Origin of the sequence: Geomonas oryzae, assembly GCF_004117875.1 — a bacterium.
GTDB classification, from domain to species: Bacteria; Desulfobacterota; Desulfuromonadia; order Geobacterales; family Geobacteraceae; genus Geomonas; species Geomonas oryzae.
Genome location: NZ_RAHW01000004.1, coordinates 103,677 through 125,588 on the forward strand (window position 1 = coordinate 103,677; position 21,912 = coordinate 125,588).

At 61.0% G+C, this 21,912-nt stretch carries 21 protein-coding genes; 10 read left to right on the plus strand and 11 right to left on the minus strand.

From position 1 onward, the window contains the following. Nucleotide 1: 1 nt before the first annotated feature. The 6 genes from ruvB to D6Z24_RS11220 form a co-directional block, all read right to left on the minus strand. On the minus strand, nucleotides 2-1,018 hold the full coding sequence (gene ruvB, locus D6Z24_RS11195) for a Holliday junction branch migration DNA helicase RuvB (RefSeq protein ID WP_129126680.1): 1,017 nt from the start codon (nucleotides 1,016-1,018) through the stop codon (nucleotides 2-4). A gap of 84 nt (nucleotides 1,019-1,102) precedes the next feature. Continuing rightward, nucleotides 1,103-3,418, minus strand: coding sequence for a hybrid sensor histidine kinase/response regulator (locus D6Z24_RS11200; RefSeq protein ID WP_162605117.1), 2,316 nt, complete (start codon nucleotides 3,416-3,418; stop codon nucleotides 1,103-1,105). Between the two features lie 72 nt (nucleotides 3,419-3,490). Further along, nucleotides 3,491-4,510 (minus strand): transglutaminase-like domain-containing protein, encoded by a 1,020-nt coding sequence (locus D6Z24_RS11205; RefSeq protein WP_129126682.1) that lies wholly within the window; start codon nucleotides 4,508-4,510, stop codon nucleotides 3,491-3,493. A gap of 168 nt (nucleotides 4,511-4,678) precedes the next feature. After that, complete coding sequence (gene ruvA / locus D6Z24_RS11210) at nucleotides 4,679-5,278, minus strand: Holliday junction branch migration protein RuvA (protein WP_129126683.1); 600 nt, start codon at nucleotides 5,276-5,278, stop codon at nucleotides 4,679-4,681. Nucleotides 5,279-5,438: 160 nt separating this feature from the next. Then, the gene (gene ruvC, locus D6Z24_RS11215; RefSeq protein ID WP_129126684.1) at nucleotides 5,439-5,933 is read right to left on the minus strand and encodes a crossover junction endodeoxyribonuclease RuvC; all 495 of its coding nucleotides are present in this window, start codon (nucleotides 5,931-5,933) and stop codon (nucleotides 5,439-5,441) included. A 218-nt stretch (nucleotides 5,934-6,151) separates the two neighbouring features. Continuing rightward, on the minus strand, nucleotides 6,152-6,895 hold the full coding sequence (locus tag D6Z24_RS11220) for a YebC/PmpR family DNA-binding transcriptional regulator (RefSeq protein WP_129126685.1): 744 nt from the start codon (nucleotides 6,893-6,895) through the stop codon (nucleotides 6,152-6,154). Nucleotides 6,896-7,036: 141 nt separating this feature from the next. On the opposite strand from D6Z24_RS11220, the gene D6Z24_RS11225 reads away from it, so the two are divergent. From D6Z24_RS11225 to D6Z24_RS11235, 3 genes are all read left to right on the plus strand, one after another. Next, nucleotides 7,037-7,402, plus strand: a complete 366-nt coding sequence (locus tag D6Z24_RS11225; protein WP_129126686.1) for a YbjQ family protein — start codon at nucleotides 7,037-7,039, stop codon at nucleotides 7,400-7,402. Between the two features lie 128 nt (nucleotides 7,403-7,530). Beyond that, nucleotides 7,531-8,520, plus strand: coding sequence for an NAD(P)H-quinone oxidoreductase (locus D6Z24_RS11230; protein WP_129126687.1), 990 nt, complete (start codon nucleotides 7,531-7,533; stop codon nucleotides 8,518-8,520). A gap of 164 nt (nucleotides 8,521-8,684) precedes the next feature. Further along, nucleotides 8,685-9,290 carry a MarC family protein gene (locus tag D6Z24_RS11235; protein ID WP_129126688.1) on the plus strand — a complete coding sequence of 202 codons (606 nt, stop codon included), beginning with the start codon at nucleotides 8,685-8,687 and terminating at the stop codon, nucleotides 9,288-9,290. 73 nt (nucleotides 9,291-9,363) lie between these two features. Here D6Z24_RS11235 and D6Z24_RS11240 read toward each other — a convergent pair whose 3' ends face one another. After that, complete coding sequence (locus D6Z24_RS11240) at nucleotides 9,364-10,998, minus strand: ABC-F family ATP-binding cassette domain-containing protein (protein WP_129126689.1); 1,635 nt, start codon at nucleotides 10,996-10,998, stop codon at nucleotides 9,364-9,366. A 272-nt stretch (nucleotides 10,999-11,270) separates the two neighbouring features. Between D6Z24_RS11240 and D6Z24_RS11245 the strand changes: the two genes are divergently transcribed. From D6Z24_RS11245 to D6Z24_RS11260, 4 genes are all read left to right on the plus strand, one after another. Beyond that, complete coding sequence (locus tag D6Z24_RS11245) at nucleotides 11,271-12,146, plus strand: methylenetetrahydrofolate reductase (protein ID WP_129126690.1); 876 nt, start codon at nucleotides 11,271-11,273, stop codon at nucleotides 12,144-12,146. A gap of 77 nt (nucleotides 12,147-12,223) precedes the next feature. Next, nucleotides 12,224-12,847 (plus strand): DUF4124 domain-containing protein, encoded by a 624-nt coding sequence (locus D6Z24_RS11250; protein WP_129126691.1) that lies wholly within the window; start codon nucleotides 12,224-12,226, stop codon nucleotides 12,845-12,847. A 38-nt stretch (nucleotides 12,848-12,885) separates the two neighbouring features. Next, entirely contained in the window at nucleotides 12,886-13,539 is a 654-nt protein-coding gene (locus tag D6Z24_RS11255; protein WP_129126692.1) for a CBS domain-containing protein, read from the plus strand. A gap of 8 nt (nucleotides 13,540-13,547) precedes the next feature. Then, entirely contained in the window at nucleotides 13,548-13,856 is a 309-nt protein-coding gene (locus D6Z24_RS11260; RefSeq protein WP_129126693.1) for a hypothetical protein, read from the plus strand. Between the two features lie 92 nt (nucleotides 13,857-13,948). Here the strand turns inward: D6Z24_RS11260 and D6Z24_RS11265 are convergent, their stop codons facing one another. From D6Z24_RS11265 to D6Z24_RS11275, 3 genes are all read right to left on the minus strand, one after another. Next, complete coding sequence (locus tag D6Z24_RS11265) at nucleotides 13,949-15,622, minus strand: methyl-accepting chemotaxis protein (RefSeq protein ID WP_129126694.1); 1,674 nt, start codon at nucleotides 15,620-15,622, stop codon at nucleotides 13,949-13,951. Nucleotides 15,623-15,920: 298 nt separating this feature from the next. After that, nucleotides 15,921-16,601: a response regulator gene (locus D6Z24_RS11270; RefSeq protein WP_129126695.1), complete on the minus strand. Its 681-nt coding sequence runs from the start codon at nucleotides 16,599-16,601 to the stop codon at nucleotides 15,921-15,923. Next, a complete protein-coding gene (locus D6Z24_RS11275) occupies nucleotides 16,598-18,070 on the minus strand; it encodes an ATP-binding protein (RefSeq protein ID WP_129126696.1) in 1,473 nt (490 codons plus the stop codon). The genes D6Z24_RS11270 and D6Z24_RS11275 overlap by 4 nt, the downstream gene beginning before the upstream one ends. Nucleotides 18,071-18,304: 234 nt before the next feature. Here D6Z24_RS11275 and D6Z24_RS11280 point away from each other — a divergent pair, with 234 nt between their 5' ends. From D6Z24_RS11280 to D6Z24_RS21940, 3 genes are all read left to right on the plus strand, one after another. Further along, nucleotides 18,305-18,937 carry a hypothetical protein gene (locus tag D6Z24_RS11280; RefSeq protein WP_129126697.1) on the plus strand — a complete coding sequence of 211 codons (633 nt, stop codon included), beginning with the start codon at nucleotides 18,305-18,307 and terminating at the stop codon, nucleotides 18,935-18,937. A 218-nt stretch (nucleotides 18,938-19,155) separates the two neighbouring features. Beyond that, nucleotides 19,156-20,559, plus strand: a complete 1,404-nt coding sequence (locus D6Z24_RS11285; protein WP_129126698.1) for a DEAD/DEAH box helicase — start codon at nucleotides 19,156-19,158, stop codon at nucleotides 20,557-20,559. A gap of 235 nt (nucleotides 20,560-20,794) precedes the next feature. Further along, nucleotides 20,795-20,917, plus strand: coding sequence for a hypothetical protein (locus D6Z24_RS21940; RefSeq protein ID WP_281275028.1), 123 nt, complete (start codon nucleotides 20,795-20,797; stop codon nucleotides 20,915-20,917). Between the two features lie 86 nt (nucleotides 20,918-21,003). Here the strand turns inward: D6Z24_RS21940 and D6Z24_RS11290 are convergent, their stop codons facing one another. After that, nucleotides 21,004-21,912: a universal stress protein gene (locus tag D6Z24_RS11290; protein WP_162605118.1), complete on the minus strand. Its 909-nt coding sequence runs from the start codon at nucleotides 21,910-21,912 to the stop codon at nucleotides 21,004-21,006.

A 21,912-nucleotide genomic window follows, 5' to 3' on the forward strand; every position in this document is an offset into this window, starting at 1 on the left:
CCTAAAACAGTTTGCCCTGCGGCGGCTCGGGCGCCACACGGCCGAAGTGGCTGTAGGCGGCGGCGGTCGCGACGCGCCCTCTCGGGGTGCGGTTCAGGAACCCGTTCTGGATGAGAAACGGCTCGTACACGTCCTCGATGGTGTCGCTCTCCTCGCTGATCGCGGCCGAGATGGTGTCGAGCCCCACCGGACCGCCGCCGAACTTGTCGATGATGGTCAAAAGGATGGCGCGGTCCATGTAGTCGAACCCCATGTCGTCGATCTCCAGAAGGGCCAGGGCCTGGTCCGCCACCTCGCGCGTGATCACGCCGTCGGCACGCACCTGGGCGAAGTCGCGCACGCGGCGCAGCAGGCGGTTCGCGATCCTCGGGGTGCCGCGGCTTCTGCGCGCGAGCTCCATGGCCCCCTCCGGCGCGATCACCATGCCGAAGATGCGGGCGGAACGGGTGATGATGAAGGCAAGTTCCTCGTGGGTGTAGAACTCCAGGCGCGAGATCACGCCGAAGCGGTCCCTAAGCGGCGAGGAGAGGAGCCCGGCGCGGGTGGTGGCCCCCACCAGGGTGAACTTCGGGAGGTCGAGCTTTATGGTGCGGGCGCTCGGCCCCTGTCCGATGATGATGTCGAGCTGGAAGTCTTCCATCGCGGGGTAGAGGATCTCCTCCACCACGTGGGAGAGACGGTGGATCTCGTCGATGAAGAGGACGTCGTGCGGTTCCAGGTTGGTGAGGATGGCGGCGAGGTCGCCGGGGCGCTCGATCACCGGGCCCGAGGTGGACTTTATGTTCACCCCCATCTCGCAGGCGATGATGTTGGCGAGGGTGGTCTTGCCCAGTCCCGGCGGGCCGTAAAGAAGTACGTGGTCCAGCGCCTCGCCCCTGCCGCGCGCGGCGTCGATGAAGAGCCCGAGGTTTCCTTTCGCCTTTTCCTGCCCGACGTAATCGGCCAGCGCACGGGGGCGCAGCGATGCTTCGAGGAGGTCTTCTTCGGTTCTCTCGGCGCTGATAAAGCGGGTGGTCATACCTCTCCTTCTTGCGGCGTCGGCCGCATTTTGCAGGGAGCCAAATTATAACAGTTCGCACTAAAGGTCAAGGAAGATGCCGGATTACGACGACATCACTTCGTGGGTCCTGGTGAGAAGGGTGCTGACGGAGAAGGGTTTGGCGAGGAAAGGGGCATCCCAGTCGAGGATGTCGCGAAGCGCCCCGGATCTTGCCGGGTATCCGGAGATGAAGAGTACTTTGAGCTCCGGCTGAAGTTCCGTGATGGCCTGGTAGAGCTTTGGTCCGCTCATGCCGGGCATGACGATATCGGAGATCAGGAGGTCGAAGTTCGTGGCGGTCGCCGCGGCCAGAGCGTCCTGGCTCCCCCCTACGCTCGTCACGCTGTAGCCGTTGTCCTTGAGCGCGCTTTCGAGGAAGTCCCGCACCGCCTCTTCGTCCTCCACTACGAGGATGTTTCCCTTGCCCATCGGTACGGCGGCCGCCACCGGTTCCTCTCCGGTCGCAGCGACCTTCTCGAGCAGCGGAAGGTAGATGCGGAAGGTCGTCCCCTTGCCCGGCTCGCTGTAGACAGAGATGGCGCCCTGGTGCTGTTTCACCACGCCGTGCACGGTGGACAGGCCGAGCCCCGTCCCTTGCCCCGGCCCCTTCGTGGTGAAGAAAGGCTCGAAGATGCGTGCCTTGGTCTCCTCGTTCATGCCGGCGCCGGTATCGCTCACCGCTATCAAAGCGTAACGGCCGGGAGGCATACCCTCTTCAAGCCAGCGGTCCGACGCCTGGAGCTTCGTTACGGAGGTCTCGATGGTGAGGGTCCCCCCGGGGAGCATGGCGTCCCGGGCGTTCACGGCGAGGTTCAAAAGCACCTGCTGCAGTTGCCCCGGGTCCGCCTTGAGGTACATGAGCTCGGGCGAGAGGTTCACCTGGAACTTGATGTCCTCGCTGATCAGGCGGCGCAGCATCCTTGTCTGCGCGAGCACCTCGTCGTTCAGGTTCAGCTCCTTCATGGTGAGGACCTGCTTTCTGCTGAAGGCGAGGATCTGGCGGGTCAGGTCGGCGGCCCTCGTGGCCGCGTCTATGACGCTGCGGACCGAATGGGCCGCTTTGGATCCCGGTTCGATGCCGGAGAGGGCGATTTCCGAGCCGCCTATTATGGCTGTGAGAAGGTTGTTGAAGTCGTGGGCGATCCCTCCCGCCAGCACGCCGATGCCCTCGAGTTTCTGGGCCTGGAGCAACTGCCGCTCCAAATGGATGCGCTGCGTGATGTCGAGGAATGTGGTGACGGCGCCGACCACCTTGTCGTCCTGCACGATCTGGTGCGACCAATACTCCACCGGTATGGAATCGCCGTCCTTTTTTTTGAAATGTTCGTTCATGATGTGCATGGCCTGACCGTCGCCGAGCGTGCGGCAGACGCCGCATTCCGCCTCGCTTAGAGGCGTGCCGTCGGCCGCCGCATGCCCGAGAAAATCATGCATCTTTCTGCCGATGATCTCCTCAGTCCCCTCGTAGCCGAGAAGGGTTGCGCAGGCCGGATTGCAGAAGGTGCAGGTGCCGGCGAGGTCGATGGCGAAGATGGCCTCGGCCGCCGAGTTGAAAAGGAGCCGGATGTCCTCTTCCCGTTGGGCCAGGGCCTCTCTGATGCGGATTTGGTCGTCCAGGGCCTTTTTCAGCTCCGCGGTGCGCTGCGCCACCATCTCTTCCAGTTCGTGTTTCGAAATGAGGGTCGTGGAGAATCTCTCCGCCATCTCGTTGAATGCGCTGCCGATTTCGGCGATCTCGACGTGCGGGTCGGGGCTGACTCTGCGTGAGAAGTCGCCCGACGTTATCTCGCGGATGCCGTTTAGGAGCGGGGTCATGGAGCGGCTTAGCAGCCTTCGCACGATGGCCAGGCCGAGAAAGAGCGCGATGACCGAGCCGACGAGAATCGCCGTCACCGTCCGCACCACGAGGGAGCGCTCCGCCTTCGCCATCGGCTCCAGGTCGACCCCGATGGCGACGGTGGCGATTTCGTTTCGGCCGGCAAGAGAGGTGATCGTCCCGAATGCCATCTCGCTGCGGGCCGCTTCCTCTTTGGAGCGTGCCAGTACCGGAAAGGAATATTCCCTGATGTTGCCGGTGACGTTGCTGAGCCACCTTGCCGCGATGACCTCCCCGTCGAGGGATTTCACCATGATGAAGGCTACCTCGCGGTCGACGGTCGCGGCGTCCAGCAGGCGCCCCACATGGTGTGACTCCCCTGCGGCGAGCGGCGCCTGCACCTCGCTGCTCACCTGCCGGCCGATGATCTCGACGCGGTGCTCCATGTCGTGCTGCAGATCGAGTTTTTGCTGGGAGATGAAGAACGCACCGATGGTGCTCGAAAGGGCGAGGATGACGAGGAGCAGGATCAGGTTGATCGAGATGTTGAGGCTCAGGCGCATGTGAACGGGTCCCGGGGGCGTTGAGCGGCCGGACTGCATTGCGGCTGCATGATTGACGCACGGAGCGCCGGGTCAGCGCTCATGGAAACTGACCGTGTAGGTGAACGTCTCGGGACGGCAGTAGTCGAGGGCCTTGCCGTTCACCTCGGCGTAGGGATACATGAAGTAGTTGACCTTTTCCTTGTTCCCCTCGCTGAAGGCGATGCCGCGCCCCCCTTTCTGCAGCACGATGCGGAACTCGTCCACGGCGCCGAAATAGTATTCGCGGTACGGTTTCGCCCCGGCCCGGTCCAGTTTCTTTTCCAGCACCGCCTTGGTGACGTCGGCAGGATCTACCGGCACCCACCCGGTTCCCGGCAGGTAAAATTCGGCCCAGCAGTGGTGTCCGTTGGTGATGTCGGTCTGCCCGGGCCTGCCGAGTCGCAACCCGAAAACCTCGCGTGCTGGTACGCCTGCCGCTCTGCTAAGGGCTACAAACAAGGTGCTCAAGTCGGCGCACTTGCCGCTTCGCGCCGCGAGAGTCGCCTCGACGTTGCCGACACCGCACCCCGGCACGTTGGGGTCGCGCCTTGTGTTGTCGACCACCCAGTCGTAGACCGCCCTGGCCCTCGGGAGGATCCCTTTTTTGCCGGCGGTGATCTTGTGCGCCAGGTCCTTGATCTTCTTGTTGTCGGAAGGAATCCAGAATTCGGCCTGCACGTATTTGGCGACCTCGGGAGGAAGCGGCACCTTCTGTTCCACGAGCTTCTCGACCTTGCGTTCCTGGGCCGTTGCCTTGAAGGTCACGGTGAGGCGGCGCTCTTTCTGCGGACCGTGCCATTCCGTGTAGAGGTAGAGCGCTCCGCTTTGGGGTTCCCTGGACAGGGTGAAGTTCGAATAGTTGCCGTTGAACTGGAGGTTGTCGATCCTCTGGTTGAGATCGGAGGTGGGATAGGGGAACCACATCTTGACGTCTTGAATCTGGGGAGGGGAGGCGAGTCTTATTGAGAAGGTGACTGTGCCGCTTCTCTGTTTGAGAGGGGCGCAATTTCCTTTTTCCGGCAGCACGACGAGCATCAGGAACAGAATCACGGCGATCGTTAACGAGCGCATAGCTTCCCCTTTCTTGTCCGGTGACCGAAAGAAAATACTCTGTGAGTATATACCCAGCCCGACAGGCAGGCAATCAAAGCGCCGTTTTTCTATCTTCTGTCAGTCAGCCTGGTTCAGATAGATTCCCCGAGTGCGATGTTCATGATGGATGAGAAGGGTGTGCGCCTGTTATTTCATCAGGATCTTGAGGGCTTGCTTGAGAAGCGCCTCGACGGTGGTGTCTTCGGGAACCTTGAGTTCGGCGAGCGCTTTCTGCACCACGGATTCCTTGTAGCCGAGGTTGATCAGCGCGGAGAGGACGTCCTCGCGCACCTCCTGCTTCGCGGGAAGAGCGGCTCCGCCCGGTGCGGGATGCGCCATGCCGAGCTTCTTCATCTTTTCCTTCAGTTCGAGCACCAGGCGTTCCGCGGTTTTCTTCCCGATTCCCGGGATCGCAGAGAGTCGCGCGAGGTTGCCGTTTACCAGCGAGTCGGCAAGTTCGGCAGGCTCGCTGTTGGAGAGGATGCCGTTGGCGAGTTTGGGGCCGACCCCCGAGACGCCGATCAGGAGCTGGAAGAGTTCCTTCTCCTGAAGCGTGCGGAAACCGTACAGGTTGATGGCGTCCTCCTTCACCGAGGTGTGGATCTGCAGCGTCGCAGCACCACCTTCGGCGGGAAGGGCGTAGTAGGTGGAGAAGGGGATGAAGACGTGGTAGCCGACGCCGTTCACGTCGAGGATGACGTAATCGGGGGCCTTGTAGGCGATCTTGCCGGTCAGAAGGGCGATCATATGAACCTCAATTGACAATTGAAAATGGACAATTGACAACGTGATGCTGCAGAGACGGCTTCTGCAGGTCGTTCTTTTAAAGTAACGTTCCCAAGCTGGAGCGTAGGAACGATGCGATTGACAACGTGATACAGCAGGACATCGCGTCTGCAGTTGTTCTTTACCTGATGCCTTTCAGCAGGGCACCGATGCCGGCGGAGTGGGCGTGGCAGATGGCGACGGCCAGGGCGTCGGAGGCGTCCTCCTGGGCGATTTCCGGGAGGTTCAAAAGCGCCTTGATCATCTGCTGCACCTGCGCCTTTTCGGCGCGGCCGGTTCCCACCACCGCCTGTTTCACCTGCATGGCGGTGTACTCGTGCACCGGGAGCCCCACGTTCACCGCGGCGACGATGGCCGCCCCGCGCGCCTGCCCTAGCTTCAGCGCGCTCATGGCGTTCTTGGCGAGAAAGACGTTCTCGACCGCCACCACTTCCGGCTGGTATTCGGCGATGATGGAGGATAGCCCGGAGAAGATCTTTTCCAGCCGCTGCGGGAAGTCCTTCGCCTTGTCGGTGAAGATGGCTCCGTTATCGATGTGGACCAGGCGGTTGCCCTGTTTGGAGATGAGGCCGTAGCCGGTCTTGCGCGAGCCTGGGTCTATGCCGAGGATGATCATGTAAAAACCTTAAAACCATCAGCCACGGAGAAAATCTGAGAACTTCGGAGAAACCCAAAAGCAAAAGACTCAAAAAAGATGTTCAGTCCTTTCTCAAGATTTTGCCGTTCTCGGATTTCCTCAGATTTTCTCCGTGGCCAATGGTTTTGACTCTGGTTCGAATAAAAAAAGCGCGGGGAGTGCCCGCGCTCTTAGTACCACAAAACAACACGCCTTTGCTACATCATCTTTTCCATGTCTTCGGCGGAGATGTCGAAGTTGGCGTAGACGTTCTGGACGTCGTCGTTGTCCTCGAGACGGTCCATGAGCTTCAGCATGTTCTCGGCGTTCTTGCCGTCGAGCTTCACCATGGTCTGCGGGATCATGGTGATCTCCGCGGACTCGGCCTTGAACCCTGCCGCTTCGAGCGCGGTCTTCACCTGGTGGAAAGCGCTCGGGTCGGTCAGCACTTCGTACTGTTCTTCTTCATCGGTCACGTCGTCGGCGCCCGCCTCGATTGCGGCTTCGAAGAGCTTGTCGAAGTCGGTGGCCTTGGGGAAGACCAGGAGACCCTTCTTGTCGAAGAGCCAGGAGACGCAGCCGGTCTCACCCATGTTGCCGTTGCACTTGGAGAAGGTGCTGCGCACGTCGGAAACGGTGCGGTTGCGGTTGTCGGTCATGACCTCGACGAGCACCGCGGTGCCGCCCGGGCCGTACCCTTCGTAAGTGGTCTCCTCGTAGTTGACCCCTTCCATCCCGCCAACGCCCTTCTTGATGGCACGCTCGACGTTGTCCTTCGGCATGTTCTCGCCTTTGGCCTTATCGATAGCAGTTCTCAGGCGCGGGTTCCCATCCGGGTCGCCACCGCCCAGTTTTGCGGCAACGGTGATCTCCTTGATCAGCTTGGTAAAAATTTTGCCGCGCTTGGCATCGGCGGCGCCTTTCTTGTGCTTGATGGTACTCCACTTATTATGGCCTGACATGGCTGCTTCCTTTCGATCAGTTGGTGATTGAAACGCCAGATACTATCATGCTCAAAATGCTGTTGTAAAGTGGGAAAATGACGGTTAAACTGTGTTGCCGAATTGATCTAGATAGGACTTCCGTCCTGATAGGGAGAAAACATGAACAGGTACTGTCAGCCGTTGAAAACTTTCCTGCCTGTGCTTTTGCTGCTTTGCCTGGTTCTGACGACCGGTTGTGCCAGGGTTGCCTTCACGGGCGATGGGCCTCCCATCCTGTCGGAAGAAGAGGTGATGCGCCCCTACCAGAAGGTGGGAACCATAGAGGTGCACCGGACCCGGGACTTCACCGCCGAAGCCCTGACCCCCGCCGACTACAACTGGGCCTACGACGCCCTGCGTGCCGAGGCCGCCAAGATAGGGGCCGACGCCGTCATCAGCCCGGAGGTGAAGGTGGAGACGGAAACCTTCATCATCTTCCCCAGAAGCGAGATGACCGCGCGGGGAACCGCCATCAAATTCCGCTGATTTATTTCCTCCGCCCGAGAAAATTCCGTTGATTATCGGCGCCTGTTTTTGAGATAGTGTGTCGCCGTATACACTATCGCGGCCGGTGCACCGGCTGCCGTGAATTCAAAACATACAGGAGGATGGCCATGAAAGCGGTACTGATGGAAGGCTTTGGCGGGGTCGATGTGCTCAAGGTAGGTGAGGTGGAGAAACCGGCGCCCAAGGAAAACGAGGTGCTGGTAAAGGTCCACGCGACCTCCATCAACCGTCCCGACCTGGTGCAGCGCGAAGGGAAGTATCCCCCCCCGCCGGGCGATTCCGAGATCCTCGGACTTGAGGTTGCCGGCGTGATCGAGGCGTTAGGCTCGGGCGTCACCGGCTGGAAGGTGGGTGACCGGGTGGTGTCGCTGGTGGGTGGCGGCGGTTATGCCGAGTACGCCGTGGCATACGCGAACCACCTGATGGCGATCCCCGATACGGTCAGCTTCGAGGAGGCCGCCTGCATCTGCGAGTCCTACATCACCGCGTTTTTGAACGTCTTCATGATCGGCGGGCTGCAGGACGGCGAGACCGCGCTCCTGCACGGCGGCGGCGGCGGGGTGAACACCGCGGCGGTCCAGCTCTGCAAGGCGCTCGCGCCCAACTCCAAGCTGATCGTGACCGCTTCCCCCGAGAAGCTCGAGCGCGTCAAGGAGCTCGGCGCGGATCTCGTGATCAACTTCCGCGAGAACCCGGATTTCACCGAGATCGTGAAGGAGTTCACCAACAAGAAGGGGGTCGACGTGATCCTCGACCATGTGGGCGCCAAGTATCTCGGGCCCAACATGAACTCCCTGGGGTACAAGGGGAGGCTCGTAATCATCGGCGTCATCTCCGGCATCAAGGCGGAGCTGAACCTGGCCCTCATGATGGTGAAGCGCCAGCAGATCATCGGCAGCGTGCTCCGCTCCCGCCCGGTCTCCGAGAAGGGTGAAATCGCGGCCGAATTCGTGCGCCGCGCCATGCCGAAGTTCGCCGACCGCACCATCGTCCCGATCATCGAGAAGGTGTTCCCGATCGAAGAGGTGGTCGCGGCACACCGCATGATGGAAGAAGACAAACACTTCGGCAAGATCGTGCTGAAGGTAGCTGATTAACAAAAAGCGAAAAGCGTCACACAGAGGACTCTGAGTAGCAGAGGACACGGAGAAAAGCTTGAAGGTTTTAAACCCGCCTTCATGCCTTTCCTCCGTGTCCTCTGTGGACCTCGGTGTCCTCTGTGGTAAAGCTTTTCGTGTTTAACAGGAGAGTCAGGCAAAGGATGGAAGCTTATTCGGATTTTTTCTTCACCGTGTGGATCAGGTTCTTCTTCCTGCTGACCCCCTTCTTCGTCCTCTCCACCTTCCTCGCCATGACCCCGGAGTTGACCGCAAAGGAGCGGCGCGCGACCGCGTTCCGGGTGACCCTCGCCGTCCTGGTCGCCTGCTTCGTCCTCTACTCCTTCGGGAACACGCTCTTCTCCCTCTTCGGCATCACGCTCGACTCGTTCCGCATCGGCGCGGGGAGCCTTCTTTTTCTCTCCGCGGTGCACATGGTGCACGGTGACGACAGCGCACCTCCGAGCGAGAAGCGCGGCGCCATCTCCGTCGTTCCCCTTGCCATCCCGGTAACGGTGGGACCGGGGACCACCGGCGCGCTACTCGTCATGGGTGCGGAGGTGCAGCACAACTGGCAGGTCTTCGTGGGGCTTGCCGCCCTTGCCATGGCGGTTCTTTGCGTCGGCATCCTGCTCGTGTGCGCCTCCTTCATCGAGCACATCGTGGGCAAGAAGGGGATCACCATCCTTAGCAAGCTGACCGGTCTCTTCGTCGCCGCGCTCGCCGCCCAGATCGTCTTCACCGGGGTCAGGAACTTCCTGAAGGCGTAGGGAACAGGCATTAAAAAGGGGGCTTCCGTAACCGGAAGCCCCCTTCGTTTTTCCTGCTGCAACTGCCTGACGCTTACAGGCTGAGCTCTGCGTGGCCGTTGCACAGCCTCTCGCGCTCGGCGATGACGTCGGCGTCCTCGAGGTAGTCGTCGAAGTTCATGTCGCGGTCGATGATGCCGCCCGGCGTGATCTCGATGATCCTGTTCGCCACGGTCGATACGAACTCGTGGTCGTGGGAGGAGAAGAGCACCACCTCGGTGTAGGAGATGAGGCCGTTGTTCAGCGCGGTGATGGACTCAAGGTCCAGATGGTTCGTCGGCTCGTCCAGGATGAGCGCGTTGGCGCCCGTGAGCATCATTCTGGAGAGCATGCAGCGTACCCGCTCGCCGCCGGAGAGGACGCTGGTCTTCTTGGTCGCCTCGTCGCCGGAGAAGAGCATCCTCCCCAAAAAGCCGCGTGCGAAGCTCTCCCCTTCGGTCGGCGGGGAGTACTGCCCCAGCCACTCGATCAGGTTCAGGTCCCCCTTGAAGTAGTCGCCGTTCTCCTTGGGGAAGTACGCATTGGTGATGGTGACGCCCCAGCGGAAGGTCCCTTCGTCCGGCTCCAGTTCCCCCGCGAGGATCTGGAACAGGGTGCTCTTCGCCAGCGAATTGCTTCCCACGAAGGCGATCTTGTCGTTCTTCCTGACGATGAGGTCGAGGTTCTTGAACACCTGCACGCCGTCCACCGTTTTGGAGAGCCCCTTCACTTCCAGGATGATGTCGCCGCAGGGACGCTCCGGCTTGAACACCACGTACGGGTACTTACGGGACGATACCGGCATGTCCTCGATGGTGAGTTTCTCGAGAAGCTTTTTCCTCGAGGTCGCCTGCTTCGCCTTCGAGGCGTTGGACGAGAAGCGCTGGATGAATTCCTTCAGTTCGGCGGCCTTGTCCTGGACCTTCTTGCTCTCGTCCTGGCGCTGCTTCAGGTTCAGCTGGCTCGCCTGGTACCAGAAGTCGTAGTTCCCCACGTAGACCTGGATGCGGCCGAAGTCGATGTCGGCTATGTGGGTGCAGACCTGGTTCAGGAAGTGACGGTCGTGGGATACGACGATCACGGTATTCTGGAAGCGGTACAGGAAGTCCTCGAGCCACGCGATCGATTTCAGGTCCAGGTGGTTGGTCGGCTCGTCCAGAAGCAGTACGTCCGGGTTGCCGAAAAGGGCCTGTGCCAGGAGCACGCGTACCTTGTCACCCGCTTCCAGTTCCTTCATCAGCTTGCCGCGCAACTCCTCCGGGATACCGAGGCCGTTTAGGAGCACTGCAGCCTCGCTCTCCGCCTCGTAGCCGTTCATCTCGGCGAATTCGGCCTCCAGTTCGGCGGAACGGATGCCGTCCTCCTCGCTGAACTCAGGCTTCGAGTAAATCGCCTCGCGCTCGGCCATCACCTCGTACAGTTTCTTGTGTCCCATGATGACGGTGTTGAACACGGTGTGCTCGTCGTAGGCGAACTGGTCCTGCTTCAGGACCGCGAGCCTACCCTTGCCGATCGAGATCTCCCCCTTGTCCGGATCGATGTCGCCGGCGAGGATTTTCAGGAAGGTCGACTTCCCGGCGCCGTTGGCGCCGATGAGCCCGTAGCAGTTGCCCGGGGTGAACTTTATGTTTACGTCCTTGAAGAGCACCCTCTTGCCATAGGAGAGGGTGACGTTTGATGCGCTGATCATGCGGTGCTCCTTCTGCGAAAAATGAAAAGACCACAGGGTTGCCTGTGGTCGCAAACCTTGTACTTATAGCATCCCTTTCCGTCGCGGGGCAATGTATTTTTTCTCTTACTGCCTGATTTTCGCGGGATATTCCGGGCTTTGTGACGTAGCACACTGTAGTCGATTTCCTTATAAAAAAATGCTAAAGTCCACCTTGTCCCTGTCGAGGAGACAAAGACGTCTGTCACAAGCGCCGTGATGCCTGTGGCGGACCGATCAGCTACGGAGATTGCATGAAGATAGTTGAAAAGATGGACCGCCTGCAAAAGCAGTTCATCTCCCTTGAATTCTTTCCACCAAAAGACAAGAACGAATGGCCCGCCTTCTTCCGGGTGGCGGACCGTCTGGCGCAGTTGCAGCCGCTCTTCGCCTCGGTCACCTACGGCGCCGGCGGGAGCACCAAGGGGGACACCCTCGAAATCGTGAGCCGGCTTAGAAACGAGCACGGCCTCGACACCATGGCGCATCTCACCTGCATCGGCGCCTACCGCGGCGACCTGCAGCTCTTCCTGGACCGGCTGGTCGCGACCGGGGTCGACAACGTCCTGGCCCTCAGGGGCGATCTTCCGCAGGACGCCCCGCCGGAATTCTCCGCCTGCCGTACCCTGCTGCATGCCTCCGACCTGGCCGCCTTCATCAAGGAGTGCCACCCGGACATGGGGATCGGCGTAGCCGGGTACCCCGAGGTGCACCCGGAGGCGGTGGACGCGGAGCACGACCTTTCCTACCTGAAGCTCAAGCTGGACCAGGGGGGGGACTTCGCCATCACCCAGCTCTTCTTCGATAACGATCTTTACTTCGATTTCGTCGCCAAGGCCCGTTCCATCGGCGTTGACAAGCCTATCATTCCCGGTATCATCCCGGTGGTGAGCCTCAAGGTGATCCAGCGCATCATCTCGCTTTGCGGGGCGACGCTCCCCGCGGCGTACCTCGCCGAGCTCGAGGAAGCCGATCGCCGGGGAGGGGCGGCCGCGGTGCAGAAGGTGGGCGTTGCGCATGCACGCAAACAGGCCGAGGAGCTTCTGGCCGCGGGGGTGCCCGGGGTGCACATCTACACGTTGAACCGCGATCAGGTCGTGCTAGATCTGGTCGACGGGCTGTTACCGTAGGGGTGTGATGCAGCCGTAGGAGTGTGATGCAATTTCAAATGTGATGGCGGCCGAAATAGCCGTTGTTCGGAGGGAAGATGAATAAGAACGTACTACTGCCACTTCTGCTGTTCGTAGTCATTTGCCTTTCCTGTGCACTTCCATCACGACTTCTCGCCGATTATTACAGGTACACCGATAGCCGCGGTATCGTTCACATGACGAACCGCCTCGATTCGGTCCCCCAGAAATTTCGCGCATCCATGAGGGTGATACGCGAAGAGCCGAAAAAGGAGGCCGCCGGCCAAGCGGCCCCTGCTCTCGACTCTGCCAGTGAGAGCGTGTCGGCGCCGCAGGAGGCGTCGGAGCAGAAGCAGGGACTTTTCGCCCAGTTGGCCTCGCGGCATGTGTGGGTAAAACCGCTTGCCGTCGTCGCGGCGATAACACTGCTGTTTCTTGCCGTCTTGAAGCTAGCCTCCTGGCTCTCCTCTCCCATGCTCTCGAGGGTTATCTACATCTCCTTTTTCGCGGGCGTCATGGTGTTCCTTTACAAGAGTTATGTGACTTACCTGGTCGACGGGAGCATGAAGCTCAAGGACCGGGCGGTGATCATGATGAAGAAAGCTTCCAACCGCGAAGTTCCAGAGGGCGGTGGGGCGGCCCCTTACGGCACCTCACTGCCGTCCGCCGTACCGTCTTCGGAAAACATGAATCGGCAATGAAGCCGGCTGCAGCACAATACATCTAGGAGGGTGCCACAATGCTAGTACGAGACAGGATGACGAAAAACCCGATAACCATCATTCCGGACATTTCGGTGACCGAAGGGCTGCGTCTGATGGGGGAAAAGAAGATCCGGCGCCTCCCCGTAGTAGACCGTTCCGGCCGACTGGTCGGGATCGTATCGGACCGCGATCTGCTTCAAGCCTCCCCCTCACCGGCGACTTCGCTCGCCATCTGGGAGATCCACGACCTGCTTGCCAAGCTCACGGTTGAGAAGTGCATGGCAAAGGACGTGATCACCGTTTCCGAGGACACCCCTCTGGAGGAGGCCGCGCGCATCATGGCTGACAGCAGGGTAGGCGGTCTGCCGGTGGTTACCGACGGCAAGCTCGTCGGCATCATCACCGAGTCCGATCTCTTCAACATCCTTCTCGAGCTTTTGGGAGGGCGCCGTAAGGGCGTACGCATCACCGTCGCCACCACCGGCGCGAAGGGAACCCTGGCCGACGTCGCGAAGACCATCTACGAGGTGGGCGGGGACATCGTGGGGCTCGGCTTCAGCGAGGTCGACGGCAACACGAGCGACACCTGGGTGAACACCTTCAAGGTCCAGGGGGTTCCCATGGAGAAGCTCGTCGAGGCGATCCGGCCGCACGTAAGGGAAATCAGGGACGTGCGCGAAACCTCGTAGGGGGCGCCATGCACCTGATCCAGATTCTCCTGCCGCTATACGACAACGAGGGAAAGCCGTTCACCCAGGACGAATTCCTCAAGGTGCGCGACGAGCTTTCCGAGCGTTTCGGCGGCATCACCACCTACATGCGCTCGCCGGCGCGCGGGCTCTGGAAAGAGACCAAGGATACCACGGTCCATGACGACATCGTCATCTACGAGGTGATGACCGAGGCGCTGGACCGGGCCTGGTGGACGAAGTACCGGAAGCAACTCACCGCCTCTTTCCGACAGGCGCTCTTGATCGTGCGGGTGAGCGAGGTGGAGCTTCTCTAGCTGTCGGAGTGGAAAAACGTAAAAAGCCGGGTGCCGAGGCGACCTAGATGGTCACCGGGCACCCGGCTTTTTTCATTGCACCTGCAGACTTTTTAGAACCTCTCGAAATCCTCGTCCATGTCGAGGTCGGCACCGACCGCTTTGCCGAGGTGTGCGCCGGCCGGATGGGGCGCGCTCTTTGCCGCGGTCATCGTTTTGGCAGGTTGTTTTTGCGCGGCTTTGGCCGCTTTGGCGGCGCCGCCTCTGCCCCTGCCAGTGTCGCCGATGTTGAAGAAGGCGATGGTCCCCTGTAACTGTTCGGCCTGCGAAGCGAGCTCCTCCGCGGTCGAGGACATCTCTTCGGAGGCGCTGGCGTTTTGCTGGATGACCTGGTCGAGCTGCTGGATCGCCTTGTTGATCTGCTCGGCACCGGTATCCTGCTCGCGGCTGGCGGCGCTGATCTCCTGGACCAGTTCGGCGGTTCTCTGGATGTCGGGAACCATCTTGGCCAAAAGTTCACCCGCGCGTTCGGCGATGTTGACGCTGTTGGCGGAGAGTTCCGAAATCTCCCCCGCCGCCTTCTGGCTCCGCTCGGCGAGTTTTCTCACCTCGCTTGCCACCACCGCGAATCCCTTGCCGTGTTCGCCGGCGCGGGCCGCCTCGATGGCGGCGTTGAGCGCGAGCAGGTTGGTCTGACGCGCGATCTCCTCGATGATGTTGATCTTGCTGGCGATCTCCTTCATGGCGTGGACCGTTTCCAGGACCGCCTTGCCCCCTTCTTTCGCGTCCTCCGCCGACTTCACCGCGATCTTCTCGGTCTGGATGGCGTTGTCGGCGTTTTGCCTGATGTTGGAGGTCATCTGTTCCATGCTGGAAGAGGCTTCCTCGGCCGCCGCGGCCTGCTCGCTTGCACCCTGCGACATCTCCTCGGAGCTGGAGGACAGCTCCTGGCTCCCCTGCGCCACGTAGTCGGTGGCCGCCTTCACCTCGCTCACCACCTCCCTCAGTTTGTTCAGCATGGCCTTCATCGAGGCCAGCAACTGGCCGGTTTCGTCCTTGGAGGTCTGCCCGATCTCCATGGTCAGATCGCCACCGGCTAGGCGGTTGGCCGTGTCGACCCCTATCTGCAGCGGTTTTTTGATGCTGCCGGTGACCAGGATGCTGAGCGCGACAGCCAGGAGAACGGCGATCACGGAGATCGACAGAAGCAGCATGACCACCTGCTTCGTGGCTTTCTGGACCACTGCTTTTTCCGCCTGCATCGCCTTATTCGCTTCCTGGGCGAGCAGTACGGTAGTGTTTTCCATCTTGTGCGTCTCATCTTTGAAGGTGGCCATCGCCGCGTTCCCATCGGCGGGTGTTTTGATGTGCCCCTCTCTTATCCCCGTTATGACCTTAAGAAACCCCGCCTTGTAAAGGGCGAAGTTTTCCTTGATCAGCTTCAGTTTCTCGACATCCTCCTTGTCCACGACAACCTTGCCGAGGTCCGTGACGCGCTCCTCTGTCTTGGTCGCCTCCTCGTTCCACTTCTCGACATACCCCTCGACCTTTTTAAGATCGGTGATGTTAAGGAAGATGTCCTTTTCGTAGCGCCTCATGCCCAGGACGTTGGCTCGGGCCCTCGCCGAGTGCTCGGCTATCTGCCCTTCGCCGTCAAGGACGGTCACCATGGTGGTCTCACCTTGCTTGACCCCCCAGTACCCGGTTCCGGCGACGATTAAAAGCAGCATCGTGACGAGACTGAAACAGAGCATCAACCGTGTACCGATTTTCATGTTTTTTAACATTTTTGCCCCTCCTCAAGGCTGTTTGCCACATACTGCAAGCAATCGACCAGACACAATTCGATTTAATGGTACTTTTGCGAAGCGCTGTTTCGCTTTCTCCTGCGGCCTATGCCGATAGGGTACGCACCATTGTCACAATCACCAGGTGTTAATGAGGGTATCGGAGCGGATCTATGTCTACTTTAAGGAATTTTTTCAAACATAGTTTGGCCATGACCGGCCGCTGAGAGTGCAACGCGGGGGCTCTTTGCCTGAACGGCAAAAAGGTGGGACGAAAAAGGAGGCGAAGAGCGGGGGGCTAGGACGCCCCCGGCGGTTCGTACTTGTACCCGGCACCGTAGATGGAATGGATCAGTTCCTCTTCCGGGGCCACGGCGGCGATCTTCTTGCGCAACTTCTTGATGTGGCTGTCGATGGTGCGGTCGCTCACGATGCGCTGATCCGAATAGATCCGGTCCATGAGCTGGGTGCGTGAGTAGATGCGCCCCGGGTTCTGGTAGAGAAAGTGCAGCAGCTTGAATTCGACCACGGTCAGGTCGAGGTCGTGCCCCTTCCACTGCGCCGAGTAGCGCTCCGGGTCGAGGGTGAGGCCGCCGGAGGCGGGGGCGGTATGTTCGCCGCTTCTGCGCAGCACCGTCTTCACCCGGGCCACCACCTCCCGCGGGCTGAACGGCTTGCAGATGTAGTCGTCCGCACCGAGCTCGAGGCCCAGCAACCGGTCGATTTCCTCCACGCGCGCGGTGATCATGATGATGGGGAGCTGCGAGAAGGTGCGGATCTCCTTGCAGATCTCCAGGCCGTCCCGCCCCGGAAGCATCAGGTCCAAAAGTATGAGGTCCGGCTGTCTTTCCTTCACCCGCGGCACAACGTCGGTGCCGTTGGGGATCCATACCGTTTCGAAGCCGGACTGCCTGAGGTAATCGGCCAGAAGGCTCGCGAGCTTCTCCTCGTCCTCGACGATCATGATGGTCTGTGTCATGTCACGTTCCCCTCAAGCGGCAGTTCCACCCGCACCAGGATCCCGCCGGTGGGGGAGGGGAGCGCCGCTATGGTCCCCTCGTGCGCTTCGACGATGTTCTTGCAGATGGCAAGCCCCAAGCCCGCCCCGCCCAAGGATCGGTTCCGGGAACTTTCCACTCGGTAAAGACGTTCGAAAAGCCGCTCCAGATCGTCCGGCGGCACGCCCGGCGCGCTGTCGGCGAACTCGATCACGGCGAAGGCCTCGCTACGGATAAGTTGCACCGACAGCTCACCTCCGGCGTCGGTGTACTTGAGCGAGTTCTCCAAGAGGTTCGTGAAGAGCTGGTTGAGCCGCACCGGGTCGGCGAAGACGGGGAACTCGCCGGCCGGAAGTTCGGCAAAGAGAGCGACCCCCTTGTTCTTGAACTCCTGGGCGAAGGGGGCCAGGGCATCCTCCAGGAGCTCGCTCAGGTCCAGCATCTCCTTACGGTAGTTGAGCGCGCCGATGTCGGACATGGATATCTGGTACAGGTCCTCGACCAGCCGGTTCAAGTGCATCACCTCGGCGTGCAGCGAGCGCATGGAATCGGGACCCATGGGGCGCACGCCGTCCTGCAGCGCCTCGATCTCGCCCCGCAGGATGGAAAGGGGGGTGCGCAGCTCGTGGGATATGTCGGCCAGGTAGCGCCGGCGCGCCCGCTCGTTGTTTTCGAGGGCAAGGGCGAGCGTGTTGAAGTCGCGCGCGAGCTGTCCCAACTCGTCCTGTGACCACACCGGAACCCGCGTGCCGAACTCGCCGGAGGCGAGGCGGTGCATGGAGGCGGCGAGCCGCTTGATCGGCTCGACGAGGCGGTTCGAGAGCGGCAGGGAGAGCGCCGCGGAGACCAGTAGCATGATGACGGCGACGAGCCCCATGGTGAGTTTTTGCTGCTTCACGAAGAGAAGCTGATAGGTGTCGGTGAGGCGCTGCCTCGGGCGGAGCGCCACGTAACCTACCAGGTCGCCGCCGCTGGTGAGTTTTCTCACCTGCGCACTGTCCAGGTTGCCGGGGGTGCCTACTACGGGCGATTTTGCGGCATCTAACAGCACCACGCGCGCCTCGAAACGGTAGGCGAAACGTTGCGGCATGTGCCGTCCCTGGCCGCTTAGGTTGGAGAAGGCAAGGTCGCGCCGCCCCATTCGACGCTGCACGTTCTCCGTTTCACCGCTTTCGCGTCCCTCGCGCCCCTCGCGTCCTTCGCGGGTCGATGCAAGCAGCTCCGGCCATACCTCGGGGTTCTCGCGCAGAAACTCCCAACTCCCATTGCTGTCGTAGGAGCGCTCCAGCACGTGCGCCAGCCGCTGCAGACGGTCCTTCTCCATGGTGTTGACGTAGGCGAGAAAGCCGCGCCCGACACTCCACTGCATGATGAGGAACATGCTGATCACGACGACGCCGGTCGCGGCCAGTATGGCGCAGAAAAGTCTGTATTTGATCTTTATCTTCATGACGATCCACCGTTAAAGTCGTTACACAATTTGTTATTAACACAGTTGTCGTGATTCTTCCATTGCATCTTTAGTGGGTCAGGAAATTCCATATTTGCTCCACAATTGTTCCTCATTGTGCTGTTAGCTTTGTTCTCAAAAGATAGACAGGGCGAACAGTCGCATTGACACTCTCAACAGTTGGCCGGAACGATCATCGAAACGAAAGACGGCCCAGGCCGCAAGGAGGACATCATGAAAAGGTTCATCGCACTCGCAGCTCTTTTCGTGCTCGCCGGGGCTGCAACGGCACAGGCGAGATTCGACGTCAGCGTTAATATCGGAGTGCCTGTGGCGGTCACCCCGGTACCCGTGGCACCCCCTCAGGTAGTGTATCCGGCACCCGCTCCGGTAGCATACCCGGCGCCCGCCGTCCCGGTGGCCTATGCCGAACCGCCAAGCTTCATCTTCTCGCCGGCACTTGGTTTCTACGTTTCGGTCGGGCTCCCCTACGACGTGGTGTACCTCGACAACTGCTACTACCAGTACCGTGACGGCAGATGGTACACCGCAGCCAGCTACCGCGGACCCTGGACCTACACGTCCTACCGCAGGCTCCCTTACGGCTTGAGCCGTCACCGCTACGAACAGATCCGTTACTTCCGCGACTATGAATACCGCGCCTACCTGCATGACCGCGACCACTACCGCGGCAACTGGTACCGTCCGGTTGCGGAAAAGCGCGACGGCCGCTGGGGCGAGCGCAGGGATTACTACAGGGACAACACGTACCGTGACGGGTATCGCGACGGCCGGCGCGACGAGCACCGTGATGACCGCAGGGACGACAGGCACGACGACCGCAGGGATTACCGCGAACGCCACTGATTTTCCGTCCACATCCCCTCTCCCTCCGGGAGAGGGACGGGGTGAGAGGGGTAGGGATGGAAAAGATGGATATCGGAAAATCGCACTATTAGATAAATTTGAGCCGTCTTTTCTCCCGTTTCGTGTTATAGTCGCCATTCTAATGAGTCACGGACCCCATGGGCTTTAAAGGCTTCTGGGGTTTTTTGTGGCGCGACAACGCAGAAACAGGAGTAGTAGTGGATTTCAAAGAGTTCAATTTGCACCCCAAGGTCCAGGCCGGCGTCGAGGCCGTGGGGTATCTCACCCCGACACCCATCCAGCTGCAGGCAATCCCCACCGTAATGGAAGGGCAGGACGTTCTCGGCCTGGCCCAGACCGGCACCGGCAAGACGGCGGCCTTCGGCCTCCCCATGCTGCACCGCCTGGTCGACGGGGAGCGCGGCCGGGTGCGCGGCCTCGTGCTCGCCCCGACGCGCGAGCTCGCCGAGCAGATCAACGATTCGCTGAACGCACTGGGTGAAAAGACCAGGCTTAAAAGCATCACCGTCTACGGCGGCGTCAACATCAACACCCAGATCAAGAGGCTGAAGGAAGGGGTGGACATCGTCGTCGCCTGTCCGGGGCGTCTGCTCGACCACATCGGCCAGGGGACCGTCGACCTCTCCCGCGTCGAGATCCTCGTGCTCGACGAGGCGGACCAGATGTTCGACATGGGCTTTCTCCCCGACGTCAGGAAGATCCTGAGGGCGCTTCCCAACAAACGGCAGAACCTCATGTTCTCGGCCACCATGCCCGACGACATCCGCGTCCTCGCCCACGAGATCCTGCACCGCCCGAAAACGATCCAGGTGAGCCGCATCGCCCCCGCGGCAACGGTCTCGCACGCGCTCTACCCGGTCGCCCAGCACCTGAAGACCCCGCTTCTCTTCGAGCTTTTGAAGCATTCCGACACGGAGAGCGTGCTCATCTTCACCAAGACCAAGTACCGTGCGAAGCGGCTGGGCGAACAGCTCGAGAAAAGCGGCTACAAGGCGACCAGCCTGCAGGGGAACCTCTCCCAGAACCGCAGGCAGGCGGCGCTGGACGGTTTCAGGGACGGCACCTACCAGATCATGGTGGCGACCGATATCGCCGCCCGCGGTATCGACGTCTCCCAGATCTCGCACGTGATCAACTACGACATCCCGGACACCCCCGAGGCGTACACGCACCGGATCGGCCGCACCGGCCGCGCCGCGAAGACCGGCGATGCCTTCACCATGGTGACCGGTGAAGACGAGGCCATGGTGCGCAGCATAGAGCGGGTGCTCGGCGCGAAGATCGAGCGGCGCCGGGTGGACGGTTTCGACTACACCGTTCCGGCACCGAAGAAAGACGTCGAGTTTGCTCGTCCCCCCCGCGAGCCGCAGCGCAGGAAGGAGGCCAAACCCGCCGGAAAGCCCGCCGAAGCGAAGGGAGCGGCCCCTGCCAAAACCTCCCACGGCAACAGGAGTGCCGGTTCCGGCCGTCCTGCCGGTCAAGGCGGCGAGCAAAGGCGCGGCCCCGGTGCGCCGGGCGCAAACGGCGCGGCCCCCAAGCCGGCACGACCCGGCGGACGCCCCGGAAACCGTCCCGGGAACCGCCCCCGTCGCGGCAACTAGCGCCTTTCGCCCCTGCTCCTTTAATGGGTAGGTGCGTGCGGCGCTGCAGCGGGTACCGTTTCGGCAACTGACAAGAAAAGAGGGGAAAAGGCAGGCGCCTTTCCCCCTCTTCTTTTCGATGCCGTCATCCCCGCACGGGCCGAACTCTGAGGCAGTTGCCGCTACTTTCTTTTATCTCGATTTGATAAAATATATAGATAAAGAAAGCAGTTACGGCAGATAAAGGAGGAACGCCATGTTTGAATCCAGATGCCCGAAATGCAACGGCAAAGGCAAAATCATGACCGCTTCCCGCCAGACAGGATACGACCCGGTGGAAGTTCCCTGCACCATGTGCAAAGGGAGCGGGAAGAAATAGAAGAGCTTCACGCGGACAGTGAAAAAGGGGAGGAGCCTTTGCGGTTCCCCCCCTTTTTGTGTGTCAGGGTGCAGGCACGAACGCGGTCAGGACGCCTCGCTGATCGGTACCAGCAGAAGTGGACAACGGCTGCGGCTGCAGATGGCGTGGGCGACGCTTCCGGTCCAGAAGGCCTTCATGCCGGTCTTGCCGTGGGTCGCCAGCACCATCAGGTCGATCTTGGCCTCGGTGGCGGCCAGCGCGATGGTTTCCGCCGGATCTCCCCGTAGCACGTGCGAGGAGGCGCGTATGCCGGCGTCGGTCAGTTCCCGTGCCAGAAGGTCCAGGTGCTCGGACGCGTCGCGCACCTCAAGCTCCAGCATGCGCGAGGCGGTCGAGGGCAGGGTGCGGGCCGAGACCTTCTCCTCGGGGGGGAGCGATTCGTAGGTCGGGATCACCGTGGCGATGTGCAGCTCTGAAGAGCAGGCAAGGGCCACGGCACGTACCACGGGGAGCCCCTTCTCGTGCTCGGGGTCGGTGTCGAGCGGTACGAGGATCTGCCGGCAGGCAAAGGGGGGAGGCTCCCCCTGTTCGTCGGGGTGGGTGATGAGCACCGGCAGGGTCCCGCCGGCGATGACCTTCTGGGCGATGCTGCCGAAGAGGAGGTGGAAGGCCTTGCCCCGCCCGTGGGAGCACATCACCACCAGGTCGTGACCCAGTTCCGCGGCGTGCGCGATGATGCTCTGGGAGACCAACTCCGTCTCGGTCTCGTGCACGTGACACTCGACCTGGGGTACCCCCTGGAACCACCGCAGCGCCACCTCCTCGAGGTAGCGCCCGGCCTCCTCGAAGCCGGTCAAGTGCTTCTGGCCGTGCACCTGGCTCGGGGCGTCCTTCTCCACGACGTGGAACAGGGTCACCTGGGCCGCGAACCTGTCGGCCATGTAGCGCGCGGCGGGAAGCGCGGCCTCGGCCAGTTTGGAGCCATCCATCGGTACTAGTATGTGCTTGAACAT

Bases quoted from the DNA above. Each gene is read 5' to 3' on its own strand.
- D6Z24_RS11280 (WP_129126697.1), top strand. From the start codon at position 18,305: ATGAAAAGGTTCATCGCACTCGCAGCTCTTTTCGTGCTCGCCGGGGCT.
- D6Z24_RS11205 (WP_129126682.1), bottom strand. From the start codon at position 4,510: ATGCGCTCGTTAACGATCGCCGTGATTCTGTTCCTGATGCTCGTCGTG.
- ruvB (WP_129126680.1), bottom strand. From the start codon at position 1,018: ATGACCACCCGCTTTATCAGCGCCGAGAGAACCGAAGAAGACCTCCTC.
- D6Z24_RS11240 (WP_129126689.1), bottom strand. From the start codon at position 10,998: ATGATCAGCGCATCAAACGTCACCCTCTCCTATGGCAAGAGGGTGCTC.
- D6Z24_RS11290 (WP_162605118.1), bottom strand. From the start codon at position 21,912: ATGTTCAAGCACATACTAGTACCGATGGATGGCTCCAAACTGGCCGAG.
- D6Z24_RS11220 (WP_129126685.1), bottom strand. From the start codon at position 6,895: ATGTCAGGCCATAATAAGTGGAGTACCATCAAGCACAAGAAAGGCGCC.
- D6Z24_RS11270 (WP_129126695.1), bottom strand. From the start codon at position 16,601: ATGACACAGACCATCATGATCGTCGAGGACGAGGAGAAGCTCGCGAGC.
- D6Z24_RS11255 (WP_129126692.1), top strand. From the start codon at position 12,886: ATGCTAGTACGAGACAGGATGACGAAAAACCCGATAACCATCATTCCG.
- D6Z24_RS11265 (WP_129126694.1), bottom strand. From the start codon at position 15,622: ATGTTAAAAAACATGAAAATCGGTACACGGTTGATGCTCTGTTTCAGT.
- D6Z24_RS21940 (WP_281275028.1), top strand. From the start codon at position 20,795: ATGTTTGAATCCAGATGCCCGAAATGCAACGGCAAAGGCAAAATCATG.
- D6Z24_RS11260 (WP_129126693.1), top strand. From the start codon at position 13,548: ATGCACCTGATCCAGATTCTCCTGCCGCTATACGACAACGAGGGAAAG.
- ruvC (WP_129126684.1), bottom strand. From the start codon at position 5,933: ATGATCATCCTCGGCATAGACCCAGGCTCGCGCAAGACCGGCTACGGC.
- D6Z24_RS11245 (WP_129126690.1), top strand. From the start codon at position 11,271: ATGAAGATAGTTGAAAAGATGGACCGCCTGCAAAAGCAGTTCATCTCC.
- D6Z24_RS11230 (WP_129126687.1), top strand. From the start codon at position 7,531: ATGAAAGCGGTACTGATGGAAGGCTTTGGCGGGGTCGATGTGCTCAAG.
- ruvA (WP_129126683.1), bottom strand. From the start codon at position 5,278: ATGATCGCCCTTCTGACCGGCAAGATCGCCTACAAGGCCCCCGATTAC.
- D6Z24_RS11200 (WP_162605117.1), bottom strand. From the start codon at position 3,418: ATGCGCCTGAGCCTCAACATCTCGATCAACCTGATCCTGCTCCTCGTC.
- D6Z24_RS11225 (WP_129126686.1), top strand. From the start codon at position 7,037: ATGAACAGGTACTGTCAGCCGTTGAAAACTTTCCTGCCTGTGCTTTTG.
- D6Z24_RS11235 (WP_129126688.1), top strand. From the start codon at position 8,685: ATGGAAGCTTATTCGGATTTTTTCTTCACCGTGTGGATCAGGTTCTTC.
- D6Z24_RS11275 (WP_129126696.1), bottom strand. From the start codon at position 18,070: ATGAAGATAAAGATCAAATACAGACTTTTCTGCGCCATACTGGCCGCG.
- D6Z24_RS11250 (WP_129126691.1), top strand. From the start codon at position 12,224: ATGAATAAGAACGTACTACTGCCACTTCTGCTGTTCGTAGTCATTTGC.